Consider the following 18,887-nt stretch of genomic DNA (forward strand, 5'->3'; position numbering starts at 1 on the left):
GGGGGCCGGATTCGGTGGGCGCGCCATCGAACCCGGCCCCCTGCTTCTCCGGGTCAGGAAACGCGGCCGATGTGCAGCACGACGATGGTGATGGAGTCCTCGTCGATCTCATACATGAGCCGGTATAAGCCGACGTGCATACGGCGAAGGTCGGGTGAGCCGAGGGCGGTGGACCCCGCAGGGCGCGGGTTGTCGGCAAGCAGATCGGCGGCCGCGTAGACCCGAAGCAGCCCGTCCGGGTCGTCCTTGAGGTAGCGGACGGCGTTGCTCGTCGCCTGCTCGTGCCAGATGATCTGGTAGGTCACTCGTCCTCCAGGCCGAGCAACCTGCGGACCTCTTCGTGAGGAACGCCGACGAACGTGCCGTTGGCCTTCTCCGCACGGTAGCGGGCCAGAGCCAGCTGTTCCTCCAGTTCCAGCACCCGCTCCTCGAGCTCGGCAAGCTCCCTGGGGTTTATGAAGACGGCTGCCGGCTGGCCATGATCTGTGATGGTGATCCGCTCGCGATCGTGCGCAGTCCGGCGCACCAGTGATCCGAACTGGGCTCGGGCCTCGGTGATGGGGAAGCGGGCACCGGTGGTCGGGAAAGTGGCACTCATGTACAGAACTGTACGGAGAGGGGAGGCTCCCGGTCGATCGCTCAGGAGGGTGAGTCCAGAGCCGCTTGCCTCTCAGCGGCGGGCGTTGTCCACAGCCCCCACGACCACGAGCCCGGCGTCGTACGCTGGACAGCCCGGCCCCAGAAATCCTCGCGGCCGGGTGTTCGTGTTGCCCACCCAGGGACGGATGCCCCTCCATGAGCCTGCACGGTCTGCTCGACGCCGTAGTCAAGGACGCCGCACTCGCGGAAGCGGTCAAGGCCGCGACCGACGGCAACCGTCCGCACATCGACCTCGTCGGCCCCCCGGCGGCACGCCCCTTCACCGTGGCCGCGCTGGCCCGCGACGCGGGCAGGCCCGTCCTCGCCGTGACCGCGACCGGCCGCGAGGCCGAGGACCTCGCCGCCGCGCTCCGCTCCCTGCTGCCGCCCGACGCCGTCGTGGAGTACCCGTCCTGGGAGACCCTCCCGCACGAGCGCCTCAGCCCCCGCAGCGACACCGTCGGCCGCCGCCTCGCCGTCCTCAGACGCCTCGCCCACCCGAGCCCCGACGACCCCGAGACCGGCCCGGTCTCCGTCGTCGTCGCGCCCGTGCGCTCCGTCCTCCAGCCGCAGGTCAAGGGCCTCGGGGATCTTGAGCCGGTGTCCCTGAAGACCGGGCAGAGCGCCGACCTGAACGACGTCGTGGACGCCCTCGCCGCCGCCGCGTACTCCCGCGTGGAGCTGGTGGAGAAGCGCGGCGAGTTCGCCGTGCGCGGCGGCATCCTCGACGTCTTCCCGCCCACGGAGGAACACCCCCTGCGCATCGAGTTCTGGGGCGACGACGTCGAGGAGATCCGCTACTTCAAGGTCGCCGACCAGCGCTCCCTGGAGGTCGCCGAGCACGGCCTGTGGGCGCCGCCCTGCCGCGAGCTGCTGCTCACCGACGACGTACGCCGGCGCGCCGCCGCCCTCGCCGAGGAGCACCCCGAGCTCGGCGAACTGCTCGGCAAGATCGCCGAGGGCATCGCCGTGGAGGGCATGGAGTCCCTCGCGCCCGTCCTCGTCGACGACATGGAGCTGCTGCTCGACGTGCTGCCCGCCGGCGCCATGGCCGTCGTGTGCGACCCGGAGCGGGTGCGCACCCGCTCCGCGGACCTGGTGGCGACCAGCCAGGAGTTCCTCCAGGCGTCCTGGGCCGCGACCGCCGGAGGCGGCGAGGCGCCCATCGACGTCGGCGCCGCCTCCCTGTGGTCCCTCGCGGACGTCCGCGACCGGGCCCGCGAGCTGGGCATGATGTGGTGGTCGGTGTCCCCGTTCGCCGCGGACGCCGAGGACGCGGCGGGGGACACCCTCACGCTCGGCATGCACGCGCCCGAGACCTACCGCGGCGACACCGCGAAGGCGCTCGCCGACACCAAGGGCTGGCTCGCCGACGGCTGGCGCACCGTGTTCGTCACGGAGGGCCACGGTCCGGCGTCCCGCACGGTCGAGGTGCTGGGCAACGAGGGCGTCCCGGCCCGCCTCGACGTCGACCTGGGGGCGCTGTCCCCGTCGGTCGTGCAGGTGGCGTGCGGCTCGATCGAGTACGGCTTCGTGGCCCCGGCCCTCAAGCTCGCCGTGCTCACGGAGACCGACCTGACCGGCCAGCGGGCCGCCGGCCGCGACGGCGCCCGGATGCCGGCCCGCCGCCGCAAGACCATCGACCCGCTCACGCTGGAGTCCGGCGACTACATCGTCCACGAGCAGCACGGCGTGGGCCGCTACATCGAGATGGTGCAGCGCACGGTGCAGGGAGCCACCCGCGAGTACCTGGTGGTGGAGTACGCCCCGGCCAAGCGCGGCCAGCCCGGCGACCGCCTGTACATCCCGACCGACCAGCTCGAGCAGATCACCAAGTACGTCGGCGGCGAGGCCCCCACCCTGCACCGCCTGGGCGGCGCCGACTGGACGAAGACGAAGGCCCGCGCGAAGAAGGCGGTCAAGGAGATCGCCGCCGACCTCATCAAGCTGTACTCCGCCCGCATGGCGGCCCCCGGCCACGCCTTCGGCGCGGACACCCCCTGGCAGCGGGAGCTGGAGGACGCGTTCCCCTACGCGGAGACCCCGGACCAGCTCACCACGATCGCCGAGGTCAAGGACGACATGGAGAAGTCGGTCCCGATGGACCGCCTGATCTGCGGCGACGTGGGCTACGGCAAGACGGAGATCGCGGTGCGGGCCGCGTTCAAGGCGGTGCAGGACGGCAAGCAGGTCGCCGTCCTCGTACCGACGACCCTGCTGGTGCAGCAGCACTTCGGAACGTTCTCCGAGCGCTACGCACAGTTCCCGGTGAGCGTGAAGGCGCTGTCCCGCTTCCAGACGGACACGGAGGCCAAGGCGGTCCTGGAGGGCCTGCGCGAGGGCTCGGTGGACGTCGTCATCGGCACCCACCGCCTGTTCTCCTCGGAGACGAAGTTCAAGGACCTGGGTCTGGTCATCGTCGACGAGGAGCAGCGCTTCGGCGTCGAGCACAAGGAGCAGCTGAAGAAGCTGCGCGCCAACGTCGACGTGCTGACGATGTCCGCGACGCCGATCCCCCGGACCCTGGAGATGGCGGTGACGGGCATCCGCGAGATGTCCACGATCACCACCCCGCCGGAGGAGCGGCACCCGGTGCTGACCTTCGTCGGGCCGTACGAGGAGAAGCAGATCGGCGCCGCGATCCGCCGTGAGCTGCTGCGCGAGGGCCAGGTCTTCTACATCCACAACCGGGTGGAGTCCATCGACCGGGCGGCGGCGCGGCTGCGCGAGATCGTCCCGGAGGCGCGCATCGCCACCGCGCACGGCCAGATGTCGGAGCAGGCGCTGGAGCAGGTCGTCGTCGACTTCTGGGAGAAGAAGTTCGACGTGCTGGTCTCCACGACGATCGTCGAGTCGGGCATCGACATCTCCAACGCGAACACGCTGATCGTGGAGCGCGGCGACACCTTCGGCCTCTCCCAGCTCCACCAGTTGCGCGGCCGGGTCGGCCGTGGCCGCGAGCGCGGCTACGCCTACTTCCTCTACCCGCCGGAGAAGCCGCTGACGGAGACCGCCCACGAGCGGCTGGCGACCATCGCCCAGCACACGGAGATGGGCGCGGGCATGTACGTGGCGATGAAGGACCTGGAGATCCGGGGAGCCGGAAACCTCCTGGGCGGCGAGCAGTCCGGCCACATCGCGGGTGTCGGCTTCGACCTGTACGTCCGGATGGTCGGCGAGGCGGTCGCGGACTACCGGCGCCAGTTGGAGACCGGCGAGGTCGAGGAGGAGGCACCGCTCGAGGTCAAGATCGAACTGCCCGTCGACGCCCACGTCCCGCACGACTACGCGCCCGGCGAGCGGCTGCGCCTGCAGGCCTATCGCGCGATCGCCTCCGTGAACTCGGAGGAGGACATCAAGTCCGTCCGCGAGGAACTCGTCGACCGCTACGGCAAGCTGCCCGAGCCGGTCGAGAACCTCCTGCTGGTGGCGGGCCTGCGCATGCTCGCCCGCGCCTGCGGTGTCGGTGAGATCGTCCTGCAGGGCACCAACATCCGCTTCGCCCCGGTGGAGCTGAGGGAGTCCCAGGAACTGCGGCTCAAGCGCCTGTACCCGGGCAGCATCGTCAAGCCGGCCGTCCACCAGGTCCTGGTCCCCCGCCCGAAGACCGCCAAGGTGGGCGGCAAGCCGCTGGTCGGCCGGGAGCTGCTGGGCTGGGTCGGGGAGTTCCTGACGACGATCCTGGGATCGTAGGGCCCGGGGGGTCCTGCGCCGGACGACCGCCTAGTGCCGCCGCAGGCAACGTTTGCCCGTCACGCACCGGGCGTTGCGACGAGGCGAACGTCGCCTGTCGCGGCACTAGCAGGACACGTCCCCGTCCGGGAGGCGTCCGGTGACGAGGTACGCGCTGACGGTCGCGTCGCCGCAGGTGTTCCCGTTGGCCAGATAGGCGCCGTGTCCGCCGTGGTCGACCGTCACCAGGCGGGCCCGCCGGCCCAGCGCCTCGCGCATCCTGAGCGCGCCGAAGTACGGGGTCGCCGGATCGCGGAGGTTCTGGACCATCAGGACGTTCGCGGGGCCGTCCGAGGTGATGGGGAGGGGTTTCTCGGTGGGGGCGTCCTTCCAGAAGGCGCACGGGAAGACGCCCGCCGGCATCCCGGCGGTCAGCGGGTACCGGGCGCGGTCCGCGGCGACGTCGCGGGCGTAGGCCGGCAGGGAGCGCGGGAAGCGGACGTCGTTGCAGATGGTGGCGATCGTGACGGCCGCGTCGGACTCCGGGAGCGGTGCGGCGAGGGCGGGCGGCAGCACCGGGGTCTGCCGCGGGTCCTCGGCCGCCTTGACGAGCCGGGCCAGTTGCGGGAAGGAACCGTCGCCGTACAGCGCCATCTGCACCGCCTGGCGCAGCCGGTTGCCGGTCAGCGGAACACCGTCCTCGGTGGTCGGCTTCGGCTGCCGGTCCAGCCGTGCGGCGAGCGCGAGCACCAGCGGCCGTACGTCCTCGGGCCGCCGGGCGAGGCGCAGCCCGGTGCCGCCCTCGGGGCCCTCCTTCTCCCGCTCGCCGTCGGCCGCCCACCGCGCGAAGTCGGGGAACCGTTCCTCAAGGGCGGGGGACATGTTGACGGACCAGCCGCGTTCCAGCCGCCGCGGGTCCGGGTCGCCGGTGCTGTCGAGCACCCAGCGGTCGGTGTGCCCGGGGTACGTCTGGGCGTACCGCGCCGCCACGTAGGAGCCGTACGACACGCCCCAGGCGGAGATCTTCTCCTCGCCCAGGGCCTGCCGGAAGCGGTCGAGGTCGCGTACCTCGTTGGCCGTGGACATGCTGCGCAGCAGGGGGCCGCCGTTGCGCGCGCAGGCCTCGGCGACGCGGCGCGCCCTGCGGACGTTCTCCGAGATGCCGCCGTCCGGTGAGGGCCACGGCCGGAGGTTGACGAGGTCGCGGTCGGCGTCGCTCAGGCCGCATCCCGTCGTGGTGCTCCCGCCCAGTCCCCGGGGATCGAGCGCCACCAGGTCGTACGCCCCCTGCGTCGCCTTCCGCAGCGCCTCGCCCTTGGCCGTGAGCCGTGCGACGCCCCCGCTGCCCGGGCCCCCGGGGATGACGAACAGGACGCCCCGCCGGGCCTCGGGCCGGTCACTGCGCAGCCTCGACACGGCGAGAGCGACGTGCGGGCCGTCGGGGTCGCGGTAGTCGAGGGGCACGGAGAGGTCCGCGCACTCCTGCCCGGCCGGACCGCCCGGCTGCGCGCAGGACGTCCAGGCGAGGGCGGAGGCCGGCGGAACCACGGCGTCGGCCGGGGCGACCCCGGCGAGTGTGGTGACAGCGGTGAGCGACAGGGCCGTGAGGAGCCCGTTGCGAAGGCGGTTTGTCATACGGGCAAGGCTGGTCGGCCGGGCGGCCCCGGGCCATCGGGAACACCCCCCAGTCGTACGGGGGTTGACCCCTCGCCGACTCCGTCCGAAGGCGTCTCACCACCGGTGACACGCCCGGCGTACACCAGTTGCCCACCTGTCGGTGGTATGGACATGACTGATCCGCGGCTACCGTGAGACCCGGCAGAACGTGCCCGACGTGTGCGGCACGGACAAGGAAGGGGCGTCACGTGATGCGTCTGAGGGGTGGGGGCGCCGCCGTCGCCGTGGTGCTGGCCGCCGGACTCATGCTCTCCGGCTGCAAGGGCGGCACCGCGCCCGTGGACGGTGGACCCTCCGGCTCCTCCGGCTCGACCGTCGGCAACGGCCGGGCCGTGAGCCCGCTCGACAATCCGGACGGCACGAAGCCGGGGCTGGCCGCCATCACTTCGACCACGGACAGGGCGAAGGCGCGGTCGCTGATCGAGAAGGTGACGACGAAGGGACGAGGCCCCAAGACGGGGTACGCCAGGGACGAGTTCGGCTATGCCTGGATGGACTCGGCCCCGGGTGGGATCCCCTTCTCCCACAACGGCTGCGACTCGCGAAACGATCTCCTGAAACGCGATGGTGAGAAGGTCCGCTTCCGGGCCGGCTCGAACTGCATCGTCACCTCCATGACGCTGCACGACCCGTACACCGGCAAGACCATCGAGTGGTCCAAGTCCCACGCCACGACGGTGCAGATAGACCACGTGATGCCGCTCTCCTACGACTGGCAGATGGGCGCCTCCCACTGGCCCAAGGGCAAGCGGGAGGACATCGCCAACGACCCGCTCAACCTGATTCCCGTGGACGGCCCCGCCAACGGCGCCAAGAGCGACTCGGGACCGGCGACCTGGCTGCCCCCGAACAAGCAGATCCGCTGCTCCTACGCGGTGCGCTTCGCCCAGGTGTCGCTCAAGTACGACCTTCCCGTGACGGTCGCCGACAAGCAGATGATGCTGAAGCAGTGCGGCGGCTGAGTCGGCCGTGAGACGGCCGCCTCCGAATGCCGCGCCGTCGCCCGGACACAGTCCGCCCGGGCGTGCGGCGTTCGGGACACGTCGGTGGCGGACGGCCCGGCCGCGCTCATGGACTCGGGCGGGGCAGGCACAGGCGACGAACGGGAGCCGGAGTACCCCGGTGGGGGATGGCCCGGCCGCGCGTCGGCCGGCCCCACCCCCGGCCGACCGCTGAATCCCCCCGGCCGACCGCCGAACCGTCACATCCCCGGGTCAAGAACGTCCCTGACTTGTAAAAGAGTTATCAAGACTCAAACGGACGAGCGAGCGTGAGCCGGACAGGTTCATCCAGAGCTGGTCAAGACCAGGGTAAGATCGCTTATCTGACCTGTTCACGGCAACTACACAACGGGCAAGATCGGCGGGCTTCTTGTGCCGTTCTTAACTGTTGGAGTCGTTGCCGTGCGCGTTCGGCCCTTCCGCCGCGTCCGCCCTGCTCGCCGTGCCCACCGAGTGCGCCGCCGCATCGCCGTGCTCCTTCTCACGGCGCTCGCCCTGTCGTTGACGACGAATCAGGCCATGGCCGAGGGCATGGAGCTGGGCTCGGTCCAGATGCCAGAGCTCACCCTCAGCTCCATGGCGCGCTGGTTCACCGACCCGCACTGGGGTGACCTGCCCCACCAGCAGTCCGGAACGGCCGCGGGCCACGCCCACCACGTGCCGGCGAAGGCCACCGAGGCCGGACGCGGTGCGGGCCACGCCCCCGGCAAGGGCCGCGGGGAACTGGCCGCGTACCACCCGCACCAGCCGGCCATCAAGCAGGGCCGCAGCCGCGGCGGCAGCTTCAACGCCCGGACCAGCAAGCGCGACGCGGCCAAGTCCTCGCGCACCGCGACGGTCTACGACAACGCCGACGGCTCCACCACCCGTCAGATGCACCTGTCACCGGTCAATTACCAGGTGAGCAAGGGCAGATGGGCGCCTATCGACGTCGACGTCCGAGCCGGTCCGGACGGCCGCTGGCACGAGAAGGCCAACTCCCTCGCCGTCGACTTCGGCGCCAAGGCCACCGATCCCGCCCTCGCCTCCCTCGCGGTCGACTCCGCGCACCGCGTCGCCTACGCCCTTAAGGGCGCCGCCCCCGTCAAGGGCACCGCCCACGGCTCCACCGTCACCTACCCGGACGTCCTCGACGCCACCGACCTGCAGGTCGCGCCCACCGCAACCGGCGTGAAGGAGTCGGTCGTCCTGCGCTCCGCGGACGCCCCCGGCACCTGGACCTTCCCGCTCACCCTGAAGGGCCTCACCCCCGTCCAGCGCGACAACGGCTGGATCGACCTCGAGGACTCCACCGGCAAGACCGTCGAGCGCATCCCTCCGGCGTACGCGTACGACTCGAAGGTGGACCGCCGCTCCGGCGACCCGGCCACCACCCACGACGTCACCACCGAGCTGGTCCACGACAAGGACGGCTACGCGCTGCGGGTCACCCTGGACAGCCACTGGCTGCACGACGCGCACCGCGTCTTCCCGGTCACGGTCGACCCGACCGTCACCGACGGCTGGACCACCACCTACGCCGAGTCCGGATCCGGCAACAACGTCGACCACTCCTACGAGCAGACCATCAAGGTCGGCTCCTACGACTCCGGCACCCACTCGGCGATCAGCTTCGTCAACCACTGGGACACGGCCTGGGACGGCAGCAAGAACACCGTCACCGCCGCCAGCCTGAAGCTGTTCGACACCTGGGCCTCCACCTGCACGGCGGAACGTTTCGACGTCGCGCTCGTCACCAGCTCCTGGACGCCCGAGTCCGTCACCAGCTACCCGGGCCCGTCCAAGGGCTCCTCGATCGGCAACGCCACCCCGAGCGTGCCCAACGCCTGCGCCAACACCGCCGCCGACCGCACGGTCGGCGACTTCGTGACCGTCTCGCTGTCCACCTCCGCCATCCAGGGCTGGTTCAACGGCACCACCGCGGACAACGGCCTGGCGGTGTACGCGTCGACGTCCGACGCGCTGCACTGGAAGCAGTTCGGCTCCTTCAACGACCCCGGCAAGGGCCCGGTCCTGACGGTCACCTACACCGGCAACACGGCGCCCCAGCTCTACGAGCAGTTCCCGAACGACAACGCGGTCGAGTACACCACCACGCCGGAGCTGACCGCATGGGCGGGCGGCGCCAACTCCAGCGGCAGCGCCGGCCAGTACCTCTTCCAGGTCTTCGACTCCACCGGCGCCAAGGTCGCCGACTCGGGCCTGGTCTCCACCGGTGACTGGACCGTCCCCGCCGGCAAGCTGGCCTGGGGCAAGACCTACACCTGGGCCGTCCAGGCGTACGACTCCGCCACCAACCTGTACTCCACCGCCACCCCGTACGCGATGTCCATCGAGGTGCCGCAGCGGGTCATCACCTCGGGTCTTTCGCAGAACAGCAGCGACCACGGCTTCGACGCGTCGATCGGCAACTACACCACGTCCGACACCGACGCCTCGATCTCCACCGTCGGCCCGTCCCTGGACGTGGAGCGCGACTACAACTCCCGCGACCCGCGCTGGGCGGGCGCGTTCGGCGCCGGCTGGTCGAGCATCTTCGACGCCCGGGCCACCGAGCAGTACAACGCCTCAGGCGCGGTCACCAGCGTCTACGTCACCTACCCCGACGGGTCCGAGGTCGGCTACGGCAAGAACAGCGACGGCACCTTCGCACCCGGCAACGGCCGTTTCGCCACGTTCAAGTCGGTCACCGGCGGTTACACGCTGACCGACAAGGACGACACCGTCTACACCTTCACCCAGTCCCTGGGTTCCGGTGCCTACGGCCTGACCTCCGTGACGGACGCCAACGGGCGATCGGTGAACTTCACCTGGACCAGCGGCCAGATCACCAAGATGACGTCCGCCGTCTCGGGCCGCTCGCTCAACCTGACCTGGTCCACGCCCACCGGCGCCCAGGCCGCCCACGTGGCGACCGTGGTCACCGACCCGGTCACCCCCGGCGACGCCTCCACCGCCCAGACGTGGACCTACGGTTACACCGGCGACCAGCTCACCAAGGTCTGTACGCCGGTGTCCACCACCAAGTGCACCACGTACGGCTACACCAGCGGATCCGGCTACCGCAACGCCGCCCTCGACCTGGACCCGCACACCTTCTGGCCACTGTCGGAATCCTCGGGCACCACCGCCAAGGACAGCGTCCTGGCCAACGAGGGCACCACCAACGCCACCTACGAGAACGTCACCCTGGGGCAGCCCGGTCCGCTGACCGGCTCCTCGGCGACAGCGGCCGGCTTCAACGGCACCTCCTCGGACATCTCCCTGCCGAAGAACCTGGGCAACGACACCGACTCCGGCGCGCTGTCCCTGTGGTTCAAGACCTCCCAGGGTCCCGGCGTCATCTACTCCTACGCCTCCCAGCCCATCGGCTCCGGCCAGGCCGCGGGCTTCTACACGCCGTCCATCTACGTGGGCACCGACGGCAAGCTGAACGCCGAGTTCTGGTACAGCGGCGGCGTCAACCCGATCGTCTCCTCCGCCTCGGTCGCCGACGGCAAGTGGCACCACGTGGTGCTGTCCGCGGCGGGCAACTCCCAGGCCCTGTACCTGGACAACACCAAGGTCGGCTCGCGCACCGGTTCCGTCTCCATCAAGAGCGCGACCGCCTTCGGCAAGAACCAGTCGTTCAACTACCTCGGCACCGGCTTCCTCGGCGGGTCCTGGCCCGACGAGCCGCACTACTCCACCTCCTCCGGCGACGGCTACCCCACCTACTTCAACGGCTCCATCGCGGACGCCGCCTGGTACAGCCGCCCGCTGCAGGCCGCCGACGTCAGCGAGCTGTACAAGTACGGCACGCACAGCACCAGCCTCCTGACCTCCATCACGCGCCCGTCCGGCAAGACGTTCGCGGCGATGACGTACGACCCCGCCACCACCACCCTGACCCAGCTCACCGACGAGAACGGCGGCGTGTGGAAGCCGGGCGCGCCCACGGTCACCGGCTCCAGCAACACCTACCGCGGCGCGGTGCTGGGCGGCGCCCCGAACCAGTACTTCCGCTTCGGTGAGGCCGCCGGCGCCTCGCAGGCGCTGAACGAGGTCCGCGGCGGCACCGGCACCTACAACGCGGTGACGCTCGGCGCGGCGGGACCGTTCAGCGACCACACCACGGCGTCCTTCAACGGCAGCACCTCGTACGCGAGCCTGCCCAGCGGCGCCGTGCCCGGCTCCGGCGCCGAGTCGGTCAGCCTGTGGTTCAAGACCTCCACCGCGGGCGGCGTGCTGCTCGGCACCTCCCGCGACCCGCTGAGCTCGGGGACGACGCCCGGCAACTACACGCCGGTGCTCTACGTGGGCAGCAGCGGAAAGCTGTACGGCGAGTTCTGGTTCTCCAGCGGCGCCGGCAAGCCGCTCGCCTCCTCCGCCGCCGTCACCGACGGCAAGTGGCACCACGCGGTGCTGTCGTCGTCGGCCACCAGCCAGTCGCTGTACCTCGACGACGCGCTGGTCGGCACCCAGAGCGGCACCGCCGCCATGAGCAACCAGCCGTACCTCTCCGTCGGCTCGGGCTACATCGGCGGCTCCTGGCCCGACGAGGCGCACGCCAGCACCACGTCCAACACCGGATACGTCACCTACTTCAACGGCTCGGTGGCCGAGGTGGCCGTCTACCGCTCCGAGCTGTCCGCGGGGGACGTGGACGAGCAGTTCCACGCGGCGAAGAACTCCACCGGCCTGTTGCCGGTCGAGACCGTCAAGGTCACCACGCCGACCAACGCCACGCTCACCTACACCTACGACGTCACCCACGGCAACCGCGCCCTGACCGAGACCGACGCCCTCGGCAACAGGACCAGCTTCGGCTACGACACCGCCGGCTTCGAGCACACGGTCGTCGATCCCAACGGCGCCATGACCGTCACCGGCCATGACGTGCGCGGCAACATCGTCTCCTCGACGACCTGCCAGGACCAGGCCGCGAACAAGTGCAACACCGAGTACTACACGTACTACCCCGACGACACCACGGCCCAGCTGACCACCGCGGACCCGCGCAACGACCAGGTGCTGACCGCGCGTGACGGCCGCTCCTCGTCCGCCACCGACACCACCTACCTCACGTCGTACACGTACGACTCGGCGGGCAACCAGACCGCCATCACCGGCCCCGCCGTCCCGGGCTTCCCGAACGGCCGCACCACGACGACCGTCTACAGCGACGGCACCAGCGCCTACCCGTCCGCCGACGGCGGCGTGGTGCCCAAGGGCCTGCCGGTGAAGACGATCAGCCCCGGCGGTGCGGTCAACCAGGTCTCCTACTTCGCGAACGGCGACGTGGCCTCCACCACCGACGCCATCGGCCTGGTCACCCAGTACACCTATGACGGGCTCGGCCAGGTCACCAGCCAGAAGGTCGTCTCCGACACCTACCCGAACGGCCTGACCACCACCTACAAGTACGACGCGGCCGGCCAGGTCACCGAGGAGCACGACCCGCAGCTCACCGACCGCGTCACCGGCGCCACCCACTCCGCCGTCACCACCACCGTCTTCGACGATGACGGCAACGTCACCTCGCAGACCGTCTCCGACGGCAGCGGCGGCGACCAGTCCCGCACCAAGACCTGGACGTACGACGACTACGACCACGTGGCGACCGAGTCGGACGCCAACGTCGCGGCGGGCGCGTCCTACGGCAACACCACGACCTACTCGTACGACACCTCCGGCAACAAGACCAAGGAGGTCTCGAGCGCCGGCAACGAGATCGACTACACGTACGACGCCGAGGGCAACCTGCTCACCCAGGGGCTGATGTACAAGGGCGACCCCGTCAACCCGCAGACCCCGACGCTCCTCACCGAGTCCTCGCGCGCCTACGACCCCTCCGGACGCCTCGCCTCGGTGACCGACGCGATGGGCAGCACCACGTCGTACACCTACACCGACGACGGGCTGCTCGCGACGGCGACCAAGAAGAGCGCCGACGGCTCCAGCAGCTACGTCCTCGAGTCGAACACCTACGACGCCGCCGGCAACCTGATCTCCAAGACGACGGACAACGGCGAGAACGTCACCGACTACACCGTCGACGCGGCCTCCCGCACCACCTCCACCACCATCGACCCGACCGGCGTGGACCGCGTCACCACGGTCTCGTACACGCCGGACGACCAGGTCGCCAGCCAGAACGACCACGACTCCTCGGGCTACGACCGCACCGTCACCAGCACCTACGACGACATGGGCAACCTGCTCAGCGAGACGCTGTACGGGGACGCCTCCGGTCACCCCGCGGGCTGGTGGAAGCTGAACCAGACCTCCGGCACCAACGTCACCGACGCCTCCGGCAGCGGCAACACCGCGCAGGCCACCGGCGTCACCTGGAGCGACGACGCCGCGAACTTCGCGGGGAGCACCGGTCAGCAGATCGCCACCAACGGTCCGGTGCTCGACACCACCACGTCGTACACCGTCTCGGCGTGGGTGAAGATGAGCTCGCTGCCGACCCACAACGCGACGGTCGTGGCGCAGTCCGGCACCACCAACAGCGCGTTCATGCTCCAGTACAACTACGCGCACACCAGCGCCCCGCTGTGGAGCATGGAGCAGACGAGCAAGGACGCCTCGGGCCCCACGTTCCCGGCGGCGTACTCCACCGCCGCGGCGACCAGCGGTGACTGGACGCACCTGGTGGGTGTCTACGACTCCACCACCGGCACCATCCAGCTCTACGTCAACGGCGCCCTGGCCGGCAGCGGCAGCAACACCACCCCGTGGGGCGCCACCGGCCCGCTGACCATCGGCCAGGCCAAGTACGCGGGCAACGCCACCGACCTGCTGCCCGGTGCCGTGTCCGACGTGCAGACCTACCAGCGGGCCCTGTCCGCCTCCGAGATCTCCTCGCTGTACGGCAAGGGCCGCACCGGCGGCACGGTCGGCTCGTCCGACGAGCAGACGACGAAGTGGACGTACGACAAGCGCGGCCTGCCGACGTCCATGACGGACGCCGAGCAGAACACCACCACCTACCAGTACGACGAGTCCGGCAACCTGGCGGTGACGACCGCGCCGGCCGTGCAGGCGGAGGCGGACGGCACCGGCCCGGTGACCGTCCACCCGGTCACCACCTCCGGTTTCAACACCTTCGGTGAGGCCGTCGAGGAGCAGGACCCCAACGGCCTGACCACGACGACGGCGTACGACGCGGTCGGCAACAAGGTCTCCGAGACGCTGCCGCCGTACACCCCCGCCGGCGCCTCGACGCCGAACGCGGGCACCACGGTGTGGACGTACGACAGCGAGGGCAACCAGACGTCGGTGACGACGCCGGGCGGCCGGACCACGTCGTACCTGTACGACCAGATGGGCAACGTCGCCCAGATCACCGAACCGGACGGCACCAAGACCCACGCCACCTACGACACCAACGGCGACGAGCTGTCCGCGACCGACGGCACCGGCGCGCAGACCCAGGCGACGTACGACTTCCTGGGCCGCCAGCTCACCCAGACGACGCTGGAGCGCTATCCGTCGACGAAGACGCTGACGACCACGAACTCCTACGCGGTCACGTCCGGCAACCCCTACGGCGCGCACCTGGCCTCGACCACCACACCCGGCGGGGTGACGACGTCGTACGGCTACAACCGGGCCGGTGACATCACCTCGGTGACGGACGGGGCGGGCAACACCACCCGGTACACGTACGACTTCGAGGGCAACCGGCAGAAGACGATCCTGCCGGACGGCACCTCCTCGGAGACGGACTACAACGCCTCCGGCGCCCCGGTGCAGAGCACCCAGTACGACGCGAACAACAACGTGCTGGCGCAGACGTCGCAGACCTACGACGGCAACGGCAACGTGGTCTCGGCGACCGACGCGAACGGCCACACCAGCCACTTCACGTACGACGCGGCGGGCACCCTCACGCAGGAGATCCAGCCGGTCGACGCGTCCACGTCGATCACGACGACGTTCGGCTACGACGCGGCGGGTCAGCGGACCCGGTTCACCGACGGCCGCGGCAACTCCTGGCGCTACACGTACACACCGTGGGGCCAGCAGGAGAAGGTGATCGAGCCGACGACGGCGAAGTACACCTCGGCGGCGGACTCGACCACGACGTACGCGTACGACGCGAACGGGCAGCTCACGAACGTGACGCAGCCGGGCGGCGTGACGACGTCGATGACGTACGACTCGCTGGGCCAGCTCAAGCAGATGTCCGGCACGGGTGCGGACGCCGCGACGGCGACCCGCAGCTTCACCTACGACGCGGACGGCCGGGTGCTGACCGCGGACACCACCGAAGCCGGCAACACCGGCGCGGCGGACCACCAGGCGGCGACGCACGACGCGTTCACCTACGACGACCGGGGCGACCTGCTCACGACCTCCGGCTCGGCGGGCTCGTCGAACTTCTCGTACAACGACGACGGGCAGATGCTCTCCCGCACGGACGCGGCGGGCACCACGAACTACGGCTACGACTCGGCGGGCCGTCTGGCCTCGCTGGACGACGCGGCCACGGGCACGCACCTGACGTACACGTACGGGGTGCTGAACGAGCTGAAGTCGATCAAGTACGGATCGACGGGCCAGACCCGCACGTTCAGCTACAACAGCGCGCACGAGCTGACGGGCGACACCCTGGTCCAGGGCGCCTCGACGCTGGCGAGCTTCTCCTACGGCTACGACAAGAACGGCAACCTGACGTCGAAGACGACGACGGGTGTCTCGGGTGCGTCGTCGAACACCTACACCTACGACTGGGCGGACCGCCTGACGTCGTGGAACAACGGCACGACGACCACGCAGTACGCGTACGACGCGTCGGGCAACCGCATCCGCAACGGCTCGAACGTGTACACGTACGACGAGCGTGACGAGCTGACGTCGGACGGAGTGAACTCCTACGACTACTCGGCGCGCGGCACGATGACGCAGCAGTCGTCGGCGAGCGGCACGATGGCGTTCAGGACGGACGCGTTCGGCGACCAGATCGTGGCGGGCACGCAGTCCTACACGCTCGACGCGACCGGCCGGAACATCACCGACACCGACACGACGCAGGGGTCGTCGCGCACCTTCCAGTACTCGGGCGCGGACAACACGATCGCCTCGGACGGCGACAACACCTACACCTACGACCCCGCGGGCGGCCTGATCGGCATCAAGCCGGCCGGCGGCACCGGAGTCCTGGCCCTGACGGACCAGCACAACGACGTGGTGGGCACCTTCACGTCGGGTGCGACGGGGCTGGCGGGTTCGGTGTCGTACGACCCGCTGGGCAAGGTCGTCTCGCCGACGGACACGATCGCGGGCCATCTGGGCTTCGAGTCGGGCTGGACGGAACCCGGCACGGGTGACGTGGGCACGGCCTCGCGCTGGTACGACCCGGGTACGGGCGAGTTCCGGAACAAGGACAGCTTCTCGCCGAACCCGGTGCCGAACTCGGCGGCGGCGAACCCGTTCGCGTACGTCGCGGACAACCCGATGGAGGGCACGGACCCGTCCGGTCACTGCTCCTGGTGGACCGGGTCGTGCGAGGTGCAGGCCGTCAAGCACACGGTGAGCAAGGCCAAGAGCGCCTGGCACGCGGTGAAGAAGGAGGCGACGCACCTCTACCACCGGGCGCGTCAGGTGGTGCACCACGCGGTGAGCGCGGTCAAGCACGCGGCGCACCGCTTCGTGAGCCACGTGCGGGATGTGTACCGGGCGACGGTGCGCTACACGCGGCGGATCTATCACTACGCGGCACGGCATGTCAGACGCTGGTACCGCCATGTGGTGCACGCCATGCACTCGGCCTATCACCGGGTCTCGAGTGTGGTGCACCGGGCCTGGCGTGCGACGAAGCACTACGCGCACGAAGCCGTGAGCGTGGTGAAGAAGGCGGCGCACAAGGTCGCCTCGGTGGCCCGGACGGCGTACCACGCGACGGTGTCGGCGGCGAAGACGGCGGCGACGTACGTCAAGCACCACGCGGCGGCGATCACGTCCTTCGTGGTCTCCACGGCGGTGTTCGCGGGCTGCGAGGCGGCCACGTGGGGCGTGGGCACGATCGGCTGTGCTGCGCTGGCGGGTGCGGCCGGCTCCCTGGTGGAGCAGGGCTTCAAGTGCGCGCAGAACGGCGGCGGCGACTGCAGCGTGGGCGCGTTCGCGGGTTCGGCCCTGGAGGGCGCGGCCACGGGTGCGCTGGGCGGCGCGATGGGCGAGCTGGGCGGCAAGCTGCTGGCCAAGGTGGCCCCGAAGGCGATGAGCGTCGTGGGCGGCCTGTTCGGCAAGGGGGCGACGGAGGCGGCTGATTCAGCGGCGTCGGACGCCACCGATCAGGCGGCTTCGGCGGCGGAGTCGGAGGGGGCGGGGACCAAGGCGCAGTCGCACTCGAACGAGTCGAGCGAAGGACCTACCGCCTGTCACAGCTTCACCGCGGGCACAAGGGTCCTGATGGCGGACGGCACGACCGAGGCCATCAACCAGGTCAAGGTCGGTGACACGATCGCCAACTCGGTGCCGGGTGTTGCGGGCACGGAGGCCCACAAGGTCACCGCGGTGATCGTCACCCACACCGACCACGACTTCGTCGACCTGACCGTCAAGGCGGCGGCCGAGTCCGGCACCAAGCAGGCGGTGAAGGACGGATCGAAGTCCGGCCTGAAGGCCGGGGCGAAGTCTCTGGCCAAGAAGGCGGCCCGCAAGGCGGCGTTCGGCCTGGCGGCCTCCGCTGCGGTACTGGGCGCCCTGGCGGCGAGCCACAGCCACGCCGACCAGTCGGCGACGGCGCCGGTGGCAGCGGTCAGTCCGGTCACGACGGTCCAGCACACCAAGGCCGACGCGGGTGAGAAGGATGCCCAAGGCGCGCACCTGACGACGACCTTCCACCACCCGTTCTACGACGAGACCCAGTCGGCGTTCGTCGAGGCCAAGGACCTGAAGGCCGGCGACGTCCTCCAGACCCCGACCGGCACGGCCAAGGTCACCGGTGTCCGCCTTTACCACGCGCACACCACGACGTACGACCTCACCATCGGCACCCTCCACACGTACTATGTGGAGGCAGGCAGCACCCCGGTCCTCGTCCACAACTGCGACCGTTACAGCCACGGCGGGAGCGTCCGGTACGAGGGTTTGGACGAACTCGGACGGCCGCAGGGCGTACACGCGTCGATTGACAAGTCGATGCTGGACAGCGGCACCGAGGCGGGAGGCACGAGGCCGCCAGGCTGGCGCGGCAACGGGACTGACTACAACGAGGCGAGGGGCCATCTTCTCGCCAATCGTCTGGGAGGAGCAGGCAAGGGCCCGCTTGCACGCTACAACCTGGTCACGCTGACGCAGAATCCGGTTAACTCGCCGTGGATGCGAGACCTCATCGAGCAGCAGGTCTACGACGCGGTGGACGCGGGTGAGGTCGTGCAGTACTCCGTGAAGCCGATTTACGAAGGAGCGAACAGAATTCCGATCCGGCTGGAGTTTTCGGCGGTGGGTAATAAGGGATTCAGTCTCTCCGGTTTCTTGGAAAATCCGGCGGCTAGAGTGATCTCCGGAAAATTCAGCTTCTGACCGCACTGAGGCTCACGGGGTGACCGTGAGCCTCAGTGCTTACCGGTACACTGGCAGGGCTTGTCATCACGGAGGTCTGTATGTCCCGGACGACGCCCGCGCGCCCTCTCGATATCGAAGCTGTCTTTCCAGAGCTTCGTGAACACACCTCGCTCGCTACGCGGCTCCACCCGCGTCCCGGGCGCCCCGGTCCGATGGACAGCTCCGTGGGAGGAATGCTGCTCTGGCCGGATGACGAGCCATGGCCGGTCTGCACTGTCCCTCACCGGAAGTCGCGAGGTGAGCTGCTGCGTAACGTGAGAGAGCGACGCCGCATCCTTGACCTGGCTTGGAGTCGGGTGGGTGCGACCGGTCAGCCGACCGGCCCCACTGATGAGGAGC

Annotated in this window: 6 protein-coding genes; 3 read left to right on the plus strand and 3 right to left on the minus strand. The window is 70.0% G+C overall.

Translation table 11 applies throughout. The annotated features are described in order from the left end of the window. Window positions 1–53: 53 nt before the first annotated feature. Window positions 54–305, minus strand: a complete 252-nt coding sequence (locus tag ACZ4SW_RS03540; protein ID WP_468237339.1) for a type II toxin-antitoxin system RelE family toxin — start codon at window positions 303–305, stop codon at window positions 54–56. After that, window positions 302–598 carry a type II toxin-antitoxin system Phd/YefM family antitoxin gene (locus ACZ4SW_RS03545; RefSeq protein WP_468237342.1) on the minus strand — a complete coding sequence of 99 codons (297 nt, stop codon included), beginning with the start codon at window positions 596–598 and terminating at the stop codon, window positions 302–304. The genes ACZ4SW_RS03540 and ACZ4SW_RS03545 overlap by 4 nt, the downstream gene beginning before the upstream one ends. A gap of 197 nt (window positions 599–795) precedes the next feature. On the opposite strand from ACZ4SW_RS03545, the gene mfd reads away from it, so the two are divergent. Beyond that, on the plus strand, window positions 796–4,332 hold the full coding sequence (mfd, locus tag ACZ4SW_RS03550) for a transcription-repair coupling factor (RefSeq protein WP_468237344.1): 3,537 nt from the start codon (window positions 796–798) through the stop codon (window positions 4,330–4,332). 105 nt (window positions 4,333–4,437) lie between these two features. Here mfd and ACZ4SW_RS03555 read toward each other — a convergent pair whose 3' ends face one another. Beyond that, window positions 4,438–5,946 carry an alpha/beta hydrolase gene (locus tag ACZ4SW_RS03555; protein ID WP_468237346.1) on the minus strand — a complete coding sequence of 503 codons (1,509 nt, stop codon included), beginning with the start codon at window positions 5,944–5,946 and terminating at the stop codon, window positions 4,438–4,440. Window positions 5,947–6,179: 233 nt separating this feature from the next. Between ACZ4SW_RS03555 and ACZ4SW_RS03560 the strand changes: the two genes are divergently transcribed. Both ACZ4SW_RS03560 and ACZ4SW_RS03565 read left to right on the plus strand, forming a co-directional pair. Further along, window positions 6,180–6,950 (plus strand): HNH endonuclease family protein, encoded by a 771-nt coding sequence (locus ACZ4SW_RS03560; RefSeq protein WP_468237603.1) that lies wholly within the window; start codon window positions 6,180–6,182, stop codon window positions 6,948–6,950. 441 nt (window positions 6,951–7,391) lie between these two features. Beyond that, a complete protein-coding gene (locus ACZ4SW_RS03565; protein WP_468237349.1) occupies window positions 7,392–18,506 on the plus strand; it encodes a LamG-like jellyroll fold domain-containing protein in 11,115 nt (3,704 codons plus the stop codon). Window positions 18,507–18,887: the final 381 nt, after the last annotated feature.

It is taken from the genome of Streptomyces sp. NPDC028331, assembly GCF_055565775.1.

Bases quoted from the DNA above. Each gene is read 5' to 3' on its own strand.
- ACZ4SW_RS03545 (WP_468237342.1), bottom strand. From the start codon at position 598: ATGAGTGCCACTTTCCCGACCACCGGTGCCCGCTTCCCCATCACCGAG.
- mfd (WP_468237344.1), top strand. From the start codon at position 796: ATGAGCCTGCACGGTCTGCTCGACGCCGTAGTCAAGGACGCCGCACTC.
- ACZ4SW_RS03555 (WP_468237346.1), bottom strand. From the start codon at position 5,946: ATGACAAACCGCCTTCGCAACGGGCTCCTCACGGCCCTGTCGCTCACC.
- ACZ4SW_RS03560 (WP_468237603.1), top strand. From the start codon at position 6,180: ATGCGTCTGAGGGGTGGGGGCGCCGCCGTCGCCGTGGTGCTGGCCGCC.